This window comes from Streptomyces pyxinicus (assembly GCF_024753135.1).
In the GTDB taxonomy this organism is placed as follows: domain Bacteria; phylum Actinomycetota; class Actinomycetes; order Streptomycetales; family Streptomycetaceae; genus Streptomyces; species Streptomyces pyxinicus.
Genome location: NZ_JANUGP010000020.1, coordinates 70,383 through 87,124, shown reverse-complemented (window position 1 = coordinate 87,124; position 16,742 = coordinate 70,383). Strand labels below are relative to the sequence as shown.

18 protein-coding genes are annotated in these 16,742 nt (G+C 72.2%); 17 read left to right on the top strand and 1 reads right to left on the bottom strand.

Annotated features, from left to right (window positions below; all coding sequences use genetic code 11):
* Positions 1 to 36 precede the first annotated feature (36 nt).
* From lepB (NX794_RS24075) to NX794_RS24025, 11 genes are all read left to right on the top strand, one after another.
* Complete coding sequence (gene lepB / locus NX794_RS24075) at positions 37 to 738, top strand: signal peptidase I (RefSeq protein WP_258780920.1); 702 nt, start codon at positions 37 to 39, stop codon at positions 736 to 738.
* Positions 731 to 1,822 (top strand): signal peptidase I, encoded by a 1,092-nt coding sequence (gene lepB, locus NX794_RS24070; protein ID WP_258780918.1) that lies wholly within the window; start codon positions 731 to 733, stop codon positions 1,820 to 1,822. Before lepB (NX794_RS24075) ends, lepB (NX794_RS24070) begins: the two co-directional genes overlap by 8 nt.
* Complete coding sequence (gene lepB / locus NX794_RS24065; protein WP_258780917.1) at positions 1,710 to 2,708, top strand: signal peptidase I; 999 nt, start codon at positions 1,710 to 1,712, stop codon at positions 2,706 to 2,708. The genes lepB (NX794_RS24070) and lepB (NX794_RS24065) overlap by 113 nt, the downstream gene beginning before the upstream one ends.
* A gap of 76 nt (positions 2,709 to 2,784) precedes the next feature.
* Positions 2,785 to 3,567, top strand: a complete 783-nt coding sequence (lepB, locus tag NX794_RS24060) for a signal peptidase I (protein ID WP_258780916.1) — start codon at positions 2,785 to 2,787, stop codon at positions 3,565 to 3,567.
* Positions 3,557 to 4,069 (top strand): NUDIX hydrolase, encoded by a 513-nt coding sequence (locus NX794_RS24055; RefSeq protein WP_258780915.1) that lies wholly within the window; start codon positions 3,557 to 3,559, stop codon positions 4,067 to 4,069. The genes lepB (NX794_RS24060) and NX794_RS24055 overlap by 11 nt, the downstream gene beginning before the upstream one ends.
* A gap of 56 nt (positions 4,070 to 4,125) precedes the next feature.
* Positions 4,126 to 4,434 carry a DUF2469 domain-containing protein gene (locus NX794_RS24050; protein WP_003965949.1) on the top strand — a complete coding sequence of 103 codons (309 nt, stop codon included), beginning with the start codon at positions 4,126 to 4,128 and terminating at the stop codon, positions 4,432 to 4,434.
* A 118-nt stretch (positions 4,435 to 4,552) separates the two neighbouring features.
* Entirely contained in the window at positions 4,553 to 4,918 is a 366-nt protein-coding gene (locus NX794_RS24045; protein ID WP_258780912.1) for a YraN family protein, read from the top strand.
* Positions 4,919 to 6,544, top strand: coding sequence for a YifB family Mg chelatase-like AAA ATPase (locus NX794_RS24040; RefSeq protein ID WP_258780911.1), 1,626 nt, complete (start codon positions 4,919 to 4,921; stop codon positions 6,542 to 6,544).
* On the top strand, positions 6,541 to 7,701 hold the full coding sequence (dprA, locus tag NX794_RS24035) for a DNA-processing protein DprA (protein ID WP_258780909.1): 1,161 nt from the start codon (positions 6,541 to 6,543) through the stop codon (positions 7,699 to 7,701). The genes NX794_RS24040 and dprA overlap by 4 nt, the downstream gene beginning before the upstream one ends.
* Positions 7,702 to 8,023: 322 nt before the next feature.
* The gene (whiG, locus tag NX794_RS24030; protein ID WP_258780908.1) at positions 8,024 to 8,866 is read left to right on the top strand and encodes an RNA polymerase sigma factor WhiG; all 843 of its coding nucleotides are present in this window, start codon (positions 8,024 to 8,026) and stop codon (positions 8,864 to 8,866) included.
* A 63-nt stretch (positions 8,867 to 8,929) separates the two neighbouring features.
* Positions 8,930 to 9,487: a TetR/AcrR family transcriptional regulator gene (locus NX794_RS24025; RefSeq protein WP_258780907.1), complete on the top strand. Its 558-nt coding sequence runs from the start codon at positions 8,930 to 8,932 to the stop codon at positions 9,485 to 9,487.
* Between the two features lie 252 nt (positions 9,488 to 9,739).
* Here NX794_RS24025 and NX794_RS24020 read toward each other — a convergent pair whose 3' ends face one another.
* A complete protein-coding gene (locus tag NX794_RS24020; protein WP_258780906.1) occupies positions 9,740 to 10,288 on the bottom strand; it encodes a M23 family metallopeptidase in 549 nt (182 codons plus the stop codon).
* 296 nt (positions 10,289 to 10,584) lie between these two features.
* Here NX794_RS24020 and rpsB point away from each other — a divergent pair, with 296 nt between their 5' ends.
* From rpsB to NX794_RS23990, 6 genes are all read left to right on the top strand, one after another.
* Positions 10,585 to 11,520 (top strand): 30S ribosomal protein S2, encoded by a 936-nt coding sequence (rpsB, locus tag NX794_RS24015; protein WP_258780905.1) that lies wholly within the window; start codon positions 10,585 to 10,587, stop codon positions 11,518 to 11,520.
* Positions 11,521 to 11,642: 122 nt separating this feature from the next.
* The gene (gene tsf, locus NX794_RS24010; protein ID WP_258780904.1) at positions 11,643 to 12,479 is read left to right on the top strand and encodes a translation elongation factor Ts; all 837 of its coding nucleotides are present in this window, start codon (positions 11,643 to 11,645) and stop codon (positions 12,477 to 12,479) included.
* 204 nt (positions 12,480 to 12,683) lie between these two features.
* Positions 12,684 to 13,442: a UMP kinase gene (pyrH, locus tag NX794_RS24005; protein ID WP_258780903.1), complete on the top strand. Its 759-nt coding sequence runs from the start codon at positions 12,684 to 12,686 to the stop codon at positions 13,440 to 13,442.
* A 178-nt stretch (positions 13,443 to 13,620) separates the two neighbouring features.
* Positions 13,621 to 14,178 (top strand): ribosome recycling factor, encoded by a 558-nt coding sequence (gene frr, locus NX794_RS24000; protein WP_258780901.1) that lies wholly within the window; start codon positions 13,621 to 13,623, stop codon positions 14,176 to 14,178.
* Positions 14,178 to 15,320: a phosphatidate cytidylyltransferase gene (locus NX794_RS23995; RefSeq protein WP_258780899.1), complete on the top strand. Its 1,143-nt coding sequence runs from the start codon at positions 14,178 to 14,180 to the stop codon at positions 15,318 to 15,320. Before frr ends, NX794_RS23995 begins: the two co-directional genes overlap by 1 nt.
* A 170-nt stretch (positions 15,321 to 15,490) precedes the next feature.
* Positions 15,491 to 16,735: a cytochrome P450 gene (locus NX794_RS23990; RefSeq protein ID WP_258780897.1), complete on the top strand. Its 1,245-nt coding sequence runs from the start codon at positions 15,491 to 15,493 to the stop codon at positions 16,733 to 16,735.
* Positions 16,736 to 16,742 lie beyond the last annotated feature (7 nt).

Sequence of the window (16,742 nt, the reverse complement as noted above, 5' to 3'; positions counted from 1 at the left end):
CGGCGTCACAGCGGGGCCGGATAACATCTGGCCCCGATGGACACCGAAGCACAGCCGACGGAACGCGACCGCTCCTCCCACCCCGGATCCCCGGGGCCGGAGGAACGGTCGCGTTTCGCGTTGGTGACGCGGGCCGCCGAGTGGCTGCCCGGCGGCCGGATCACCCTCACGCTCTTCCTCTGCCTGGCGTTCCTGCTGCTCGCGAACACCTTCGTGGCACAGCCCTTCGAGATCCCGAGCGGATCCATGGAGCGGGGATTGAGGATCGGGGACCGCGTTCTCGTAAACAAGTTGGCATACCGTTTCGGAGCCCAGCCGCGCCGTGGCGACGTGATTGTCTTCGACGGCACCGGGTATTTCGGGGACGCGGACTACGTCAAGCGCGTGGTCGGGGTGGGCGGGGACCATGTGGTCTGCTGCGACAAGGAGGACAGGATCGAGGTGAACGGCCGGCCGGTGGACGAGACGTCGTTCCTGTATCCCGGGGACAGCGCGTCCGGCGTGCCCTTCGACATCGTCGTGCCCGCGGGCCGCCTCTTCGTCCTCGGCGACCACCGCAGCCACTCCAGCGACTCCCGCGACCACCTCGGCTCACCGGGCGGCGGCATGATCCCCACCGGCGACGTCATCGGCCGGGCCGACTGGATCGTGTGGCCGTACGGCCACTGGACGCACCTGAGCCGGCCGCGCGCCTACGCGCGCGTGCCCGACGCCCCGGCGGAGGGGGCCCATGGGTAGCCGCGGCAGACCGCGCGGGGCGCCCAGCACGCCCGCCGAGGACCTGCTGCCCACCGGCTCCCGCCGCACCTCGGTGCCCGGCGGCGGCCGCACGCGCGCGGAGCGCCGCAAACTCCAGCGCAAGGTCAAGCGGAAGCGCCGGCGTTCAGCCGTCCGGGAGATCCCCCTTCTGGTGGGTGTCGCCGTCCTCATCGCGCTCGTCCTGAAGACCTTCCTCCTCCAGGCGTTCGTGATCCCGTCCGGCTCGATGGAGCAGACCATCCGGATCGGCGACCGCGTCCTGGTCGACAAGTTCACCCCCTGGTTCGGCGCCAAGCCCGAGCGCGGGGACGTCGTCGTCTTCCACGACCCCGGTGGCTGGCTCGCCGACGAGCCGACCGCCAAGAAGAACGACCCGGTCGTCGTCAAACAGGTCAAGGAGGGCCTGACCTTCATCGGCCTGCTGCCCTCCGACAACGAGAAGGACCTGATCAAGCGGGTCATCGGCGTCGGCGGCGACCACGTCAAGTGCTGTGACGCGCAGGGCCGCGTCACCGTCAACGGCACCCCGCTCACCGAGGGCGGCTACATCTACCCCGGCGACCAGCCCTCCGCCACCCCCTTCGACATCACCGTCCCGCAGGGCCGGCTGTGGGTGATGGGCGACCACCGGGGCAACTCCGCGGACTCACGCGCCCACCAGAACACGTCCTACGGCGGCACGGTCTCGGAGAAGTCCGTCGTGGGCCGGGCCATGGCCATCGGTTGGCCGATCGGTCACTGGACACGCCTGGAAGAACCTAAAACCTTCGCAAGCGTTGCCCACTCCGGGCCCGGTACGTCCGCCGCTTCCCGGCCGTCGCATAGGGTTGCCCCGGAGAATCGGAACGGATCGACCCAGCCACCGACCCCTGCGGAACTCCCGGTCGTTATGGGAGTGGTGGGCCTGCACCGGATCCGGGGCAGGCGGCGGCACGGAGTGAGGAGTTGGCGTGGGGGATGTGGCGGTTGGCGCACGTTCGGGACACGACGGCGAGGAGCACCGCGGACAGTCCGCGGACGCGAACGCCCCTGGTCCGGACGGTGCCATGACCCCCGGGAATGACGCGGCGCCGGGTGCCGGCGGGCCGCCGGAGGACGGGCGGGGGGCCGCGGGCGGCGGAGACGCGTCGGCGCCCCGCAAGCCGCGCTCCTTCTGGAAGGAGCTGCCGATCCTGGTCGTGATCGCGCTGGTCCTGGCCCTGCTGATCAAGACCTTCCTGGTGCAGGCGTTCTCGATCCCGTCCGACTCGATGCAGAACACCCTCCAGCAGGGTGACCGCGTCCTGGTGGACAAGCTCACCCCGTGGTTCGGCTCCGAGCCCGAGCGCGGCGAGGTCGTCGTCTTCCACGACCCGGACAACTGGCTGGCCGGCGAGCCCGCGCCCAACCCCAACGCCGTGCAGAAGGTGCTCAGCTGGATCGGCCTGATGCCGTCCGCCGAGGAGAAGGACCTGATCAAGCGGGTCATCGGCGTCGGCGGCGACACGGTCGAGTGCAGCGGCACGGGCCCGCTGAAGGTCAACGGCAAGGCGCTCAACGAGCCGTATGTCTACCCGGGCAACACCCCCTGCACCCAGGACGACCTGGGCGGCCAGTTCAAGGTGAAGGTCCCCAAGGGCTTCCTCTGGGTGATGGGCGACCACCGCCAGAACTCCCGCGACTCCCGCTACAACCAGTCCGACAAGAACCACGGCATGGTCCCCGTCGACCAGGTCGTCGGCCGCGCCATCGTCAAGGCCTGGCCGATCAACCGCTGGGGCACCCTGCCCGTTCCGGACACCTTCGACCAGCCCGGCCTCGACCGGCAGTCCTCGGCGGCGGCGTCCCTGACGGTGGCCCCGCAGGGCATGGCCGTCGCGGCGGTGCTCCCGGTGGTTGTGTGGCGCCGCAGGCGCGCCGACCGGCTCCGCACCACCACCGAGCAGGTGCCGGCGGCCCAGGGGCGCTGAACCCGGTGGACCTCGCTCCGGAGCCGTCGCCTCGGGGGCTGGGCCCGCCGGGTACCGCCGGGTAGGGTGCGGATCCATGGGTGGCGAGAGCACGACGCGTACGGCCCCGCGCAGCGGCGGCACCGGCACGGGACAGGGCGGCGGACGGCTCGGGCAACGGCTGTCCGGGATCGCCGTGGCGCTGGGCCTGGTGCTGTTCCTCGGCGGCTTCGCCTGGGCGGCGGTGAGCTACCGGCCGTACACCGTGCCGACCAGTTCCATGACCCCGACCATCGACGTCGGCGACCGGGTGCTCGCCCAGCGGGTGGACGGCGACGAGGTGCGCCGGGGTGACGTGGTGGTCTTCGAGGACAAGTCCTGGGTCAGCAACGCCAAGGTGGTCAAGCGGGTCGTCGCGGTCGGCGGGGACACCGTCTCCTGCTGCACGAACGGCAAGCTGACCGTCAACGGCAAGCAGATCGACGAGCCGTACCTGCCCAAGGGCAGCCCGGCCGAGGCGGGCAGCATCCCGAAGGTGACCGTCCCCAAGGGCCGGCTCTTCCTCCTCGGCGACGAACGCGCGGGCTCGCTGGACTCCACCGCCCACCTCACGGACGCGGCACGGGGCACGGTCTCCCGGGACGCGGTCTCCGCCCGCGTGGACGCCGTCGTCTGGCCCTACCGGGGCACGCTCCGGAAGCCCACCGGCTTCGCACCGCTCGGCGCCCTCTCCGAGCCCGGCCCGCTGCGCACCATCGAGCTGATGATCGTGGCCGGCGCGATCCTGGTCCTCGGCGGCGGCGCGTACGGCCCGGTCGCCAAGCGCCTGGGCCGCACCCGCGCCCGCACCGCGGGACCGGAGCCCGCCGGTGCCCGCTGAGCCGGCGGGGGAGGCCGAGGGCGGCCCGCGCAAGGTGGCCCGGGTGGTCCTCCTCGACCCCGACGACCGCGTCCTGCTGCTGCACGGCCACGAGCCGGACGACCCGGCCGACGACTGGTGGTTCACCCCGGGCGGCGGTCTGGAGGGCGCGGAGACCCGTGAGCAGGCCGTGCTGCGGGAACTCGCCGAGGAGACCGGCATCACCGAGGTCGACCTCGGCCCCGTGCTGTGGCGGCGCAGGTGCTCCTTCCCGTTCGCGGGCCGCCGCTGGGACCAGGACGAGTGGTACTACCTGGCCCGTACGACGCGGACGGCGACCGGGGTGACGGCCCTGACGGAGCTGGAGCGGCGCAGTGTCGCCGGAGCGCGTTGGTGGACGTGCCGGGAACTGGCCCGGGCGCATGAGACGGTGTATCCGACCAGACTCGCCGAGCTGCTGCGACGGCTGCTCGACGAAGGTCCCCCGGCCCGGCCCGTGACCCTCGACACGGAAATCGTCTGAGGGCCACCGGGACTGGCGCACAATGGGGGGATCGCACGGCTGAAGGGGAACATGCCATGAGCGCCGAGGACCTCGAGAAGTACGAGACCGAGATGGAGCTGAAGCTCTACCGGGAGTACCGAGATGTCGTCGGTCTGTTCAAATACGTGATCGAGACCGAGCGGCGTTTCTACCTCACCAACGACTACGAGATGCAGGTGCACTCGGTCCAGGGTGAGGTGTTCTTCGAGGTGTCCATGGCCGACGCCTGGGTCTGGGACATGTACCGGCCGGCTCGGTTCGTCAAGCAGGTCCGGGTGTTGACGTTCAAGGACGTGAACATCGAGGAGCTGAACAAGAGCGACCTGGAGCTGCCGGGCGGCTGACGCCGGTCTCTCGGCCCCTCGATCGGGTGACGGAGTTTTCCACACCCTCTGATCCGTCCACCAAGATCAACAGCGGTGGCCGGGATGCGTGAACGTTGGCGCCGGAGGTGGTGCCGACATGGACAAGGCACGCAGTGCACTCGGCAGGTACGGCGAGGAGCTGGCCGCGCGGCGGCTGGCCGAGGCCGGGATGGCGGTCCTGGAGCGCAACTGGCGCTGTGGACGGTCCGGCGAGATCGACATCGTGGCGCGGGACGGGGACGCGCTGGTCGTCTGCGAGGTGAAGACCCGGCGGGGCGGTGACTACGAGCATCCGATGGCCGCGATCACCCCGGAGAAGGCGGCCCGGCTGCGCGACCTGGCCGCACACTGGATCCACGCTCACGGCGGAGCACCGCCGGGCGGCGTCCGTATCGACCTGGTCGGGGTCCTGCTGCCCCGCCGCGGCGCCCCGGCGGTCGAGCATGTCCGGGGGGTGGCCTGAATGGCGTTCGCCCGTACGTGTGCGGTGGCCCTGGTCGGCGTGGAGGGCGTGGTGGTCGAGGTCCAGGCCGACCTCGAACCGGGCGTGGCGGCCTTCACCCTGGTCGGCCTCCCGGACAAGAGCCTGACGGAGAGCCGCGACCGGGTCCGGGCGGCGGTGGTGAACTCGGGCGCCGCGTGGCCGCAGAAGAAGCTCACCGTCGGACTCAGCCCCGCGTCCGTGCCCAAGGCCGGCTCCGGCTTCGACCTCGCCGTGGCCTGCGCGGTGCTGGGTGCCGCCGAGCGGATCGATCCCCGGGTCCTCGCCGACATCGTGATGATCGGCGAGCTGGGCCTGGACGGCCGGGTGCGCCCGGTGCGCGGCATCCTGCCCGCGGTGCTCGCCGCGGCCGACGCGGGCTATGAACAGGTGGTCGTGCCCGAGTGCGCCGCCGCCGAGGCCTCCCTGGTCCCGGGAGTCTCGGTGCTCGGCGTCCGCAGCCTGCGCCAGCTGATCGCCGTCCTCGCCGACGAACCGGTCCCCGACGAGCCGCCGGACGACCAGGGCCGCCCGGACCCCCTGCTGGCGGGACTCCGGGTGCCGGGCACGGGAGCCGCCACCGGGATGCACAGCATCGGCGCCGTCCAGCACGAGCAGGACCACGACCTCGCGGACGTCGTCGGCCAGACCTCGGCCCGCACCGCCGTGGAGGTGGCCGCCGCCGGCGGTCACCACCTGTTCCTGGAGGGTCCGCCGGGCGCGGGCAAGACCATGCTGGCCGAGCGCCTGCCCGCCGTGCTCCCCCGGCTCGTCCGGGAGGAGTCGCTGGAGGTCACGGCGGTGCACTCGGTGGCCGGCCTGCTCCCGCCGGGCAAGCCGCTCATCGACGTCGCCCCCTACTGCGCCCCGCACCACTCCGCGACGATGCAGTCCCTCGTCGGCGGCGGCCCCGGCATCGCCCGCCCCGGTGCCGTCTCGCTCGCCCACCGGGGCGTGCTCTTCCTCGACGAGGCGCCCGAGTTCCACACCCAGACCCTGGACGCCCTGCGCCAGCCGCTGGAATCCGGCCATGTGGTGATCGCCCGCAGCGCCGGTGTCGTCCGGTTTCCGGCGCGGTTCCTGATGGTGCTGGCGGCCAATCCCTGTCCCTGCGGGCGCTTCTCGGGCCGCGACACCCTCTGCGAGTGCCCGCCGTCGGCGATCCGCCGCTACCAGGCCCGGCTGTCCGGCCCGCTGCTCGACCGGGTGGACCTGCGCGTCGAGGTCGACCCCGTCAGCCGGGCCCAGCTCACCGAGCCCGGCGCCCGGGGCGAGTCCACGGCGACGGTGGCCGGGCGGGTCCGGCAGGCACGGGAGCGGGCGGCGGCCCGGCTCGCCGGCACCCCTTGGCGCACCAACAGCGAGGTGCCGGGCCGGGAGCTGCGCAGCCGGTACCAGGCCGTCACCGGCGCGATGGACGAGGCCGAGCGCAGCCTGGAGCGGGGCGTGCTCACCGCCCGGGGCATCGACCGGGTCCTGCGCGTCGCCTGGACGGTGGCCGACCTCGTGGGACACGACCGCCCGGACGCCACCGACGTCGCCCTGGCCCTCCAACTGCGCACCGGAGTACCCCGAGGGGTGCCGATGGCCATCGGGGCACTGACATGACCGCCGGCACCGAATCCGACGCCGATCTGCTCGGCCGTGTCCTCCTGACCCGGGTGATCGAGCCCGGGGACGAGGTCGGCGGGCGGTGGGTGCGGGAGACCGGGGTGGGGAAGGTGGTCGCGCGGCTGCGGGGCGGCGGCGAGGCCCTGCCCGGGGTGAGCGGGACCCGGTGGGCGGGGCTCGTCGCCCGCGCGCGGCAGGCCGAGCCGGAGCGGGACCTGGCGGTGGCCGACGCCGCCGGGGCCCGGTTCCTGCGCCCCGGCGACACCGAGTGGCCCGGGCAGCTCGACGACCTCGGGGACGCCCGGCCGCTGGGGCTGTGGGTGCGAGGGCCGGCCAACCTGCGGATGTGGGCGCTGCGCTCCGTCGCCGTCGTCGGCGCCCGCGCCTGCACCGAGTACGGCACCCACATGGCCGCCACCCTCGCCGCCGGCCTCACCGAGCGCGGCTGGGTCGTCGTCTCCGGCGGTGCGTACGGCATCGACGGCGCCGCCCACCGGGGCGCCCTCGCCGCCCGTGGAGCCACCGTCGCCGTCCTCGCCTGTGGCGTCGACCGCCCCTACCCGCGCGGCCACACCGCGCTGATCGACAGGATCGCGGACCAGGGGCTGGTGGTGGGCGAGCTGCCGCCGGGCGACCACCCCACCCCCAGCCGGTTCATCCTCCGCAACCGCGTCATCGCCGCCCTCACCCGGGGCACCGTCGTCGTGGAGGCCGCCTGCCGCAGCGGCTCCCTGTCCACCGCGCGGGCCGCACAGCGCCTCGGCCGGTTCACCATGGGCGTGCCCGGACCGGCCACCAGCGCCCTGTCGGCCGGTGTGCACGAACTGCTGCGCGGTGAGGCCACCCTCGTCACCGACGCCGCCGAGGCCGTCGAACTCGTCGGCGACATGGGGGAGCTGGCGCCTGCCGGACGAGGGCCCGTCCTCCCGCGCGACCTGCTGGAACCGGCCGCCCGCACCGTCCTGGCCGCGCTGCCCGGCGCCCGCGCGGCCCCCGCCCGGGAGATCGCGCTCGGCGCCGGGACCACCCGGGACGAGGCGATCGCGAGACTGTACGAACTCCGGGCACTTGGTTACGTCGAACGACACGGCGACGGCTGGAAGTTGACACGCCAGGCGGTGATCTCGGTCCGAAGCGGTCACCGACCGTGCTGACCGAAGGGGTTCGGCCGTCCGGGGGAACGCCCGACGCCCTTGAGGTTTCCCGGAGTTGACCCCTTCGGCCGATCACGCAGAGCGAGAGCGGAGGTGCCGTCACCGAACTGCGCCGGGCGCCCCACGCGGGGGTGGAGCGTGATTGTTCGCACACCGCGACACCTCAGTCACGCTACGCTCACGAAAGGGTCGGCGCAGAACGCGTCAACTCGACATCAGTCCGACAGCTCACCCAGGCAGCCCACTTCCACCCGCGAGCCCCACCCGATCCCACTTCACGGCACTTCACGGCACTTCACGGCAGAACGGCACAAGGCGACGAATGCCCCAGCACACCTCCGGGTCCGACCGGGCGGCGGTCCCCCCAGCCGCCCGCGACGGTGGCAGCGTGCGGCCGCCCGCTCCCTCGACGCTCGACGAGCTGTGGCGGTCGTACAAGGCGACGGGCGACGACCGGCTGCGGGAGCAGCTGATCCTGCACTACTCGCCGCTGGTCAAATACGTGGCGGGCCGGGTGAGCGTGGGCCTGCCGCCCAACGTGGAGCAGGCCGACTTCGTCTCCTCCGGGGTCTTCGGGCTGATCGACGCGATCGAGAAGTTCGACATCGACCGGGAGATCAAGTTCGAGACGTACGCCATCACCCGGATCCGCGGGGCGATGATCGACGAACTGCGGGCGCTGGACTGGATCCCGCGCTCGGTCCGGCAGAAGGCGCGCAACGTCGAGCGGGCCTACGCCACCCTGGAGGCGCGGCTGCGGCGCACCCCGACCGAGGGCGAGGTCGCCGGCGAGCTGGGCATGGAGGTCGACGACCTGCACGCCGTGTTCAGCCAGCTGTCGCTGGCCAACGTGGTCGCCCTGGAGGAGCTGCTGCACGTCGGCGGCGAGGGCGGGGACCGGCTCAGCCTGATGGACACGCTGGAGGACACCGCCGCCGACAACCCGGTGGAGGTCGCCGAGGACCGGGAGCTGCGGCGGTTCCTGGCGCGGGCCATCAACACCCTCCCGGAGCGGGAGAAGACCGTGGTCACGCTGTACTACTACGAGGGCCTGACCCTCGCCGAGATCGGCAACGTGCTCGGTGTCACCGAGAGCCGGGTCAGCCAGATCCACACCAAGTCGGTGCTCCAGCTGCGGGCCAAGCTGGCGAGCTTCGGACGCTGACGCCTCCCGCCCGTGGAGGGACGTCCGTAAAGTGGACGTGTGCCAAGGATTCGAGCGGCCTCTGTGGCCGAGCACCGGTCGATGCAGCGAGCCGCCCTGCTGGACGCGGCTCGGTCCCTGCTGTCCGAGGGCGGGACGGAAGCGCTGACGTTCCCCGCGCTGGCGGAGCGGACGGGCCTGGCGCGCTCGTCCGTCTACGAGTACTTCCGCTCCCGCGCGGCCGTGGTCGAGGAGCTGTGCGAGGTCGACTTCCCGGTGTGGGCCGCCGAGGTCGAGGCCGCGATGGAGCGCGCCGGCTCCCCGCAGGGCAAGGTCGAGGCGTATGTGCGGCGGCAGCTCGCGCTGGTCGGGGACCGGCGGCACCGGGCGGTCGTCGCGATCTCGGCGAGCGAGCTGGACGCCGGCGCCCGGGAGAAGATCCGGGCCGCGCACGGGGGGCTGGTCGCCATGATCGTCGAGGCGCTGGCGGAGCTGGGACACGCCCAGCCCCGGCTCGCGGCGATGCTGGTCCAGGGTGTCGTGGACGCGGCGGTGCGGCGGATCGAACTGGGCGCGGCCGAGCACCCGGACACGGTCACGGACGCGGCGGTGACGATGGCCCTGCGGGGCGTCACGGGCTGACGCCGCCCTGGGCCCTGTCGTCAAACTCCCTTCCCCAGCCTCCAGCCGGGGGTGCCCCCCCAGCATTGCGACGCACGCACTCTCGCCACACCGGGCCCTGACCCGAGTACGTCCAGTACGAGGATCAGGGCCCGGCACTCCCCCAGCCTCCGGCCGGGGGGACCCCCAGAGCACGCACCTGACGCCGCGAAGCCCCCCTTCGGGCGGACAGCGGGAGTTTGACGACAGGACCCGGCCCGCCCGCTCACCCGCTCACCCGTGCACCGGCAGCAGCCGGGACGGCCCCCGCGACAGCAGCCAGGGCGGGAGCAGGCTGAGCGGGTCCAGATAGGTCTCCCCGCTGAGCAGGCCCCAGTGCACGCACGGGGCCGTCTCGCAGTGGGAGTCCGCCCGCTCCGCCACCCCCACCACCTCGCCCGCCGCCACCTCGTCGCCCTTCCGCACCGACGCGGTCACCGGCTCGTACGTCGTCCGCAGGTCCGTGCCGGTCAGGGCCACCGCCAGCACGCCTCTGCCCGCCACCCGGCCCGCGAAGGACACCCGGCCCGCGGCCACCGCCCGCACCGGCGAACCGGGCGCGGCCGACAGATCGACACCGCGGTGGCCGGGGCCGTAGACCGTGGCCGGCGGCTCCCAGCCGCGCAGCACCGGAGGGCGGACGCCGACGGGCCAGACGCGGCCCACGGCCGGGACCGGAGGCGCCGGTGCCGGCGCCGGGGCCGGGGGAGCCGTGCCGGTGTCCGCCCGGGCGAACGCGGGAGACAGCAGCGCCGCAAGCGCGAGCAGCAGGACCGGGAACATTCGTGCACATCGCCTCGTACCTCGCATGCGAGCAGCGTGCCGGGCCCGGCCGGTCACGGCCGGCGTCTGTGGACTACTCCCCGGTTGTGGACAGCGGCGTCACCCGGTACCCCGGCGGTCCCGTACACTTCTTCTGGCGATCCGGGTCACCGGGTCGACTTCGCACGCCCCGGTACGGGACCCGCAACGGTTCGTACCAAGCGCCTCTCGGTCCTTCGCGGCACGGCGCACGCGGGCGTCAGGCGCGCCCGCCGTCCGGCGGGCGCGGCACAACCGAGAAACACAAGGAGATGGCCATGGCCGTCGTCACGATGCGGGAGCTGCTGGAGAGCGGCGTCCACTTCGGTCACCAGACCCGTCGCTGGAACCCGAAGATGAAGCGCTTCATCTTCACCGAGCGCAACGGCATCTACATCATCGACCTGCTCCAGTCGCTGTCGTACATCGACCGCGCCTACGAGTTCGTCAAGGAGACCGTCGCCCACGGCGGCACGGTCATGTTCGTCGGCACCAAGAAGCAGGCGCAGGAGGCCATCGCCGAGCAGGCCACCCGCGTCGGCATGCCCTACGTCAACCAGCGCTGGCTGGGCGGCATGCTCACCAACTTCTCGACCGTCTACAAGCGTCTGCAGCGCCTCAAGGAGCTTGAGCAGATCGACTTCGAGGACGTCGCCGCGTCCGGTCTGACCAAGAAGGAGCTTCTCGTGCTCTCGCGCGAGAAGGCCAAGCTGGAGAAGACCCTCGGTGGTATCCGCGAGATGTCCAAGGTTCCCAGCGCCGTCTGGATCGTGGACACCAAGAAGGAGCACATCGCCGTCGGTGAGGCCCGGAAGCTGAACATCCCGGTCGTCGCGATCCTCGACACCAACTGCGACCCCGACGAGGTCGACTACAAGATCCCGGGCAACGACGACGCGATCCGCTCCGTCACCCTGCTCACCCGCGTCATCGCCGACGCCGTCGCCGAGGGCCTCATCTCCCGCTCGCGCGTCGCCACCGGTGACAAGGGCGAGAAGGCCGCCGGCGAGCCGCTCGCCGAGTGGGAGCGCGACCTGCTCGAGGGTGAGAAGAAGGACGAGGCTCCGGCTGCCGAGGCCGCCCCCGCCGAGGCCCCGGCCGCTGAGGCCGCCCCGGCTGAGGCTCCGGCCGCCGAGGCCACCGAGGCTGCCGAGGCCGCTCCGGCCGAGGCTCCCGCCGAGGCCGAGAAGGCCGCCGAGGGCGAGCAGGCCTGACGCCGAACCGTCAGCGTTCGACGGCGGGGGCGGCACCGCTTCCCACCGCGCCCCCGGCGCGGTGAGGTCCGCCCCCGCCGTTCACCCAGATCTCCCAGACTTCGAGAAAGACTCACAGACTCATGGCGAACTACACCGCCGCCGACGTCAAGCAGCTCCGTGAGCTCACCGGCGCCGGCATGATGGACTGCAAGAAGGCGCTGGACGAGGCCGAGGGCAACGTCGACAAGGCCGTCGAGGCGCTGCGCATCAAGGGCCAGAAGGGCGTCGCCAAGCGCGAGGGCCGCTCCGCCGAGAACGGCGCCGTGGTCTCCATCATCGCCGACGACAACTCCTCCGGTGTCCTGGTCGAGCTGAAGTGCGAGACGGACTTCGTCGCCAAGGGCGAGAAGTTCCAGGCCGCCGCCCAGGCGATCGCCGAGCACGTCGCCAAGACCTCCCCGGCGGACCTCGACGCCCTGCTCGCGTCCGAGATCGAGCCCGGCAAGACCGTCCAGGCGTACGTCGACGAGGCCAACGCCAACCTCGGCGAGAAGATCGTCCTGGACCGCTTCGCGCAGTACGCCGACGGCTACGTCACGGCCTACATGCACCGCACCATGCCCGACCTGCCCCCGCAGATCGGTGTCCTGGTCGAGCTGGACAAGCCGAACGCCGAGGTCGCCAAGGGCGTCGCCCAGCACATCGCCGCCTTCGCGCCGAAGTACCTCGCCAAGGAGGACGTGCCGGCCGACGTCGTCGAGTCCGAGCGTCGTATCGCCGAGGAGACCACCCGCGCCGAGGGCAAGCCCGAGGCCGCGATCGCCAAGATCGTCGAGGGTCGCGTCAACGGCTTCTTCAAGGACGCCACCCTGCTCGGCCAGCCGTACGCGCTGGACAACAAGAAGTCGGTCCAGAAGGTGCTGGACGAGGCCGGTGTCACCCTGAAGCGCTTCTCGCGCATCAAGGTCGGCATCTGAGTCCGTACCGCGATCGACGCGCGACCCGCGGAGAAATCCCGATAGGGTCGACAGCAGTCGTCCGCGCACCCCGCCCCACCCGGGTGTGGGGCGGGCGGCAGCAGAACTGACGAGGAGGCCATTGCCGCGTATGGGAGCGAAAAGCGACCCCACCGGCAATGGCCTTCTTCGTATGTGCAACACGTGAAAGAGGCGGGATCTCCCATGACCGACAAGGCCCAGAAGAGCGACGACGGCAAAGTACGCGGCCGGTTTCTGCTGAAGCTGTCCGGAGAGGCCTTCTCCGGTGGCGGGGGCCTGGGCGTCGACCCGGACGTGGTGCACAAGATCGCCCGTGAGATCGCGGCCGTCGTCCGCGACGGCGCGGAGATCGCCGTCGTCATCGGCGGCGGCAACTTCTTCCGGGGCGCCGAGCTCCAGCAGCGCGGCATGGACCGGGCCCGCTCGGACTACATGGGCATGCTCGGCACCGTGATGAACTGCCTCGCCCTCCAGGACTTCCTGGAGAAGGAGGGCATCGACAGCCGGGTGCAGACCGCCATCACCATGGGCCAGGTCGCCGAGCCGTACATCCCGCTGCGTGCCGTGCGCCACCTGGAGAAGGGCCGCGTGGTCATCTTCGGCGCCGGTATGGGCATGCCGTACTTCTCCACCGACACCACCGCCGCCCAGCGCGCCCTGGAGATCGACGCCGAGGCGCTGCTCATGGGCAAGAACGGCGTGGACGGGGTCTACGACTCCGACCCCAAGGCCAACCCCGACGCCGTCAAGTTCGACGCCCTCGGCTACGGCGAGGTCATCACCCGGGAGCTGAAGGTCGCCGACGCCACCGCGATCACGCTGTGCCGCGACAACAAGCTCCCGATCCTCGTCTTCGAGCTTCTCGCGGAAGGCAATATCGCCCGCGCCGTCAAGGGTGAGAAGATCGGCACGCTCGTGGGGGACCAGGGCAGCCGGGACTGACGGCACCCCGCCACCCGGGTTAGGCGCCTGTCCGGGGGACGGACGGGACGCCCCCTGGCCGGGGGATGGACAATGTCCTGCCGGTCGGGAACCGTGCAGGAAGAAGACGCGACGCAGCCGGCCGCCGACCGACCCGGAACCGGGGCCGGGCCTTACTCAAGACACGCAGGAGCAAGTGGTGATCGAAGAGACCCTCCTCGAAGCCGAGGAGAAGATGGAGAAGGCCGTCGTGGTCGCCAAGGAGGACTTCGCCGCGATCCGCACCGGCCGTGCGCACCCGGCGATGTTCAACAAGATCGTGGCCGACTACTACGGTGCCCCGACGCCGATCAACCAGCTGGCCTCGTTCTCCGTGCCGGAGCCGCGGATGGCGGTCGTCACGCCGTTCGACAAGAGCGCGCTGCGCAACATCGAGCAGGCGATCCGCGACTCGGACCTGGGCGTCAACCCGAGCAACGACGGCAACATCATCCGCGTGGTGTTCCCGGAGCTGACCGAGGAGCGCCGCCGCGAGTACATCAAGGTCGCCAAGGGCAAGGGCGAGGACGCCAAGGTGTCCATCCGTTCCGTGCGCCGCAAGGCCAAGGACGCCATCGACAAGCTGATCAAGGACGGCGAGATCGGCGAGGACGAGGGCCGCCGCGCGGAGAAGGAGCTCGACGACCTGACGGCGAAGTACGTCGCCCAGGTGGACGAGCTGCTCAAGCACAAGGAAGCGGAGCTGCTCGAAGTCTGATGAGCGACTCTTCCTGGGGGGCGCCGCCAGCGGCGGGTCAGGCCGGGTACTGGGGGTCCACCGGCGGCGGGAGCACGCAGCCCGCCCAGGGGGCCGCACCGGCGGGTCCCGCGTACGATGCGCCTGAGGCGCCTCAGACTCGCCCCATGCCCATCGTGCCCGACGTACCCGCGTACGGCGGTGATCAGGACGACGACCGGGGGGCCGCTCGGCCGGGCGGCCCCCTGTTCCGAGACGAGACCTTCCAGGACCGGCCCCTTCCGGCCGTGACCCAGAATCCGGAGCCCATGCCCGACGCCCCGCAGCCGCCGCCGGCGCCGCAGAAGAAGAGCGCCGGCCGCGATCTGAGCGCGGCCATAGGCGTGGGCGTCGGACTCGGCGTCGTCATCATCGCCTCGCTGTTCGTCGTCAAGGCCGTGTTCGTCGGTGTGGTCGCCGTCGCCGTCGTCGTCGGCCTGTGGGAGCTGACCAGCCGGCTCGCCGAGCGCAAGGCGATCAAGGCGCCGCTGGTGCCGCTCGCGGTCGGCGGTGCGGCGATGGTCGTCGCCGGTTATGTGCGCGGCGCCGAGGGCGCGTGGGTCGCGATGGCCCTCACCGCCCTCGCCGTGCTCGTCTGGCGCATGACCGAACCGCCGGAGGGGTATCTCCGGGACGTCACCGCCGGTGTCTTCGCCGCGTTCTACGTGCCGTTCCTGGCCACGTTCGTCGCGATGATGCTCACCGCCGACGACGGTCCCTGGCGGGTGCTCACCTTCCTGCTGCTGACGGTCGTCAGCGACACCGGCGCGTACGCGGTCGGCTGGCGCTTCGGCAAGAACAAGCTCGCCCCGCGCATCAGCCCCGGCAAGACCCGCGAGGGCCTGTTCGGCGCCGTGCTGTTCGCCATGGTCGCGGGCGCGCTGTGCATGCGGTTCCTGATCGACGGCGGCGCCTGGTGGCAGGGGCTGCTGCTGGGCCTCGCGGTCGCGGTCAGTGCCACGCTGGGCGACCTGGGCGAGTCCATGATCAAGCGGGACCTGGGCATCAAGGACATGGGCACCCTGCTCCCCGGGCACGGCGGCATCATGGACCGTCTTGACTCGCTGCTGCCGACGGCGCCGGTGGTCTGGCTGCTGATGGTGCTGTTCGTCGGCTCGGCGTGAGCCGAACCGCACGTCGTACGGCCTGACGGGCCCCCGTCCTCTCCGTGGACGGGGGCCCGCCGCCGTACCCGGATGCCGCAGCAGAAATCGCCCGGCGGTGCCGACCGGACGCAGACTCCCACAGAGGACGGCGTTTTCCGCCGCCCGGTGACGCAGCAGGGAGTGTGCCCATGCCTCTCGACCCGACCCCCGGCCCCGCCTCCGCCCCCGCCCAGCCGCCTGAGCCGGTCCGGTTCTGGGCCGTGGACGACCTGCCCGCGCTCGACCCCGACCCGTTCCTGGACGAGATGCTGCGCGAGGAGCCGGTCACCCGGATCAGGCTGCCGCACGGCGAGGGGGAGGCCTGGCTGGTCACCCGGTACGAGGACGTCCGCTTCGTCACCTCCGACCCGCGCTTCTCCCGGGAGGAGGTCGTCGGGCGCGACGTGACGTCCATGCGCCCGGAGCCGGTGGCCTCGCAGACGGCGGGCCTGCAGTACATCGACCCGCCCCGGCACAACCGGCTGCGCCGGGTCGTGGCCCGCGCGTTCACCGGAAAGAGCATGCAGCGGCTGCGACCGCTCGCCGAGCGCAGGGCCGCCGAACTGCTCGACGGCATGGAGCGGGCCGGCGCCCCGGCCGACCTCATGGAGCATCTGCACGGCCCGTTCCCGATCGCCGTGATCCGCGACTTCCTCGGCGTGGACGAGAAGGACTGGCACCGCTGGGCGGCGACCGGCGAGGCGCTGCTGTCCGCCGGTGCCGAGTCCAAGGAGCGCGCCGCGCAGGCCGCCCGCGCCACCCGGGAACGGATCGTCGAACTGCTCCGGCACCGCCGCGAGGAGCCCCGCGACGACCTCGCCGGAGTGCTGGCCCAGGCCGCGGCCGAGGGCGAGATCACCGACGACGAGGCGGTCTCGCTGGCCATCGCCGTCCAGGTCAGCGGCGGCCACGCGGTCCGCAACAACAGCGGCTCGATGGTGTACGCGCTGCTCACGCACCCGCGGCACCTGGCACGGCTGCGCCGCGAGCCGGAACTGCTGCCGAAGGCCGTGGACGAGCTGTTCCGCTACGTCCCGCACCGCAACGGCGTCGGCATCCCCCGGGTCGCCACCGAGGACGTGCGGGTCGGCGGCCGGCTGATCCGGGCCGGCGAGGTCGTCTACAACGCCTACGTCGCCGCCAACCGCGACCCCGAGGTCTTCCACGACCCCGACGCCCTCGACTTCGACCGCAAGGACGGCCCCCACCTGGCCTTCGGCCACGGCCCCCACCACTGCCTGGCCGCGATCATGGCCCGCATGGAGGCGGAGGTCATCATCAGCGCCCTCCTCACCCGCTACCCCGCCCTCCGCCTGGCCGTACCCCCCGAGGAGGTCGAGTTCCAGCGCCAGGGCCTGATCCGGGGGCCGCGCACGCTGCCGGTGACCTGGTAGCGGCAAC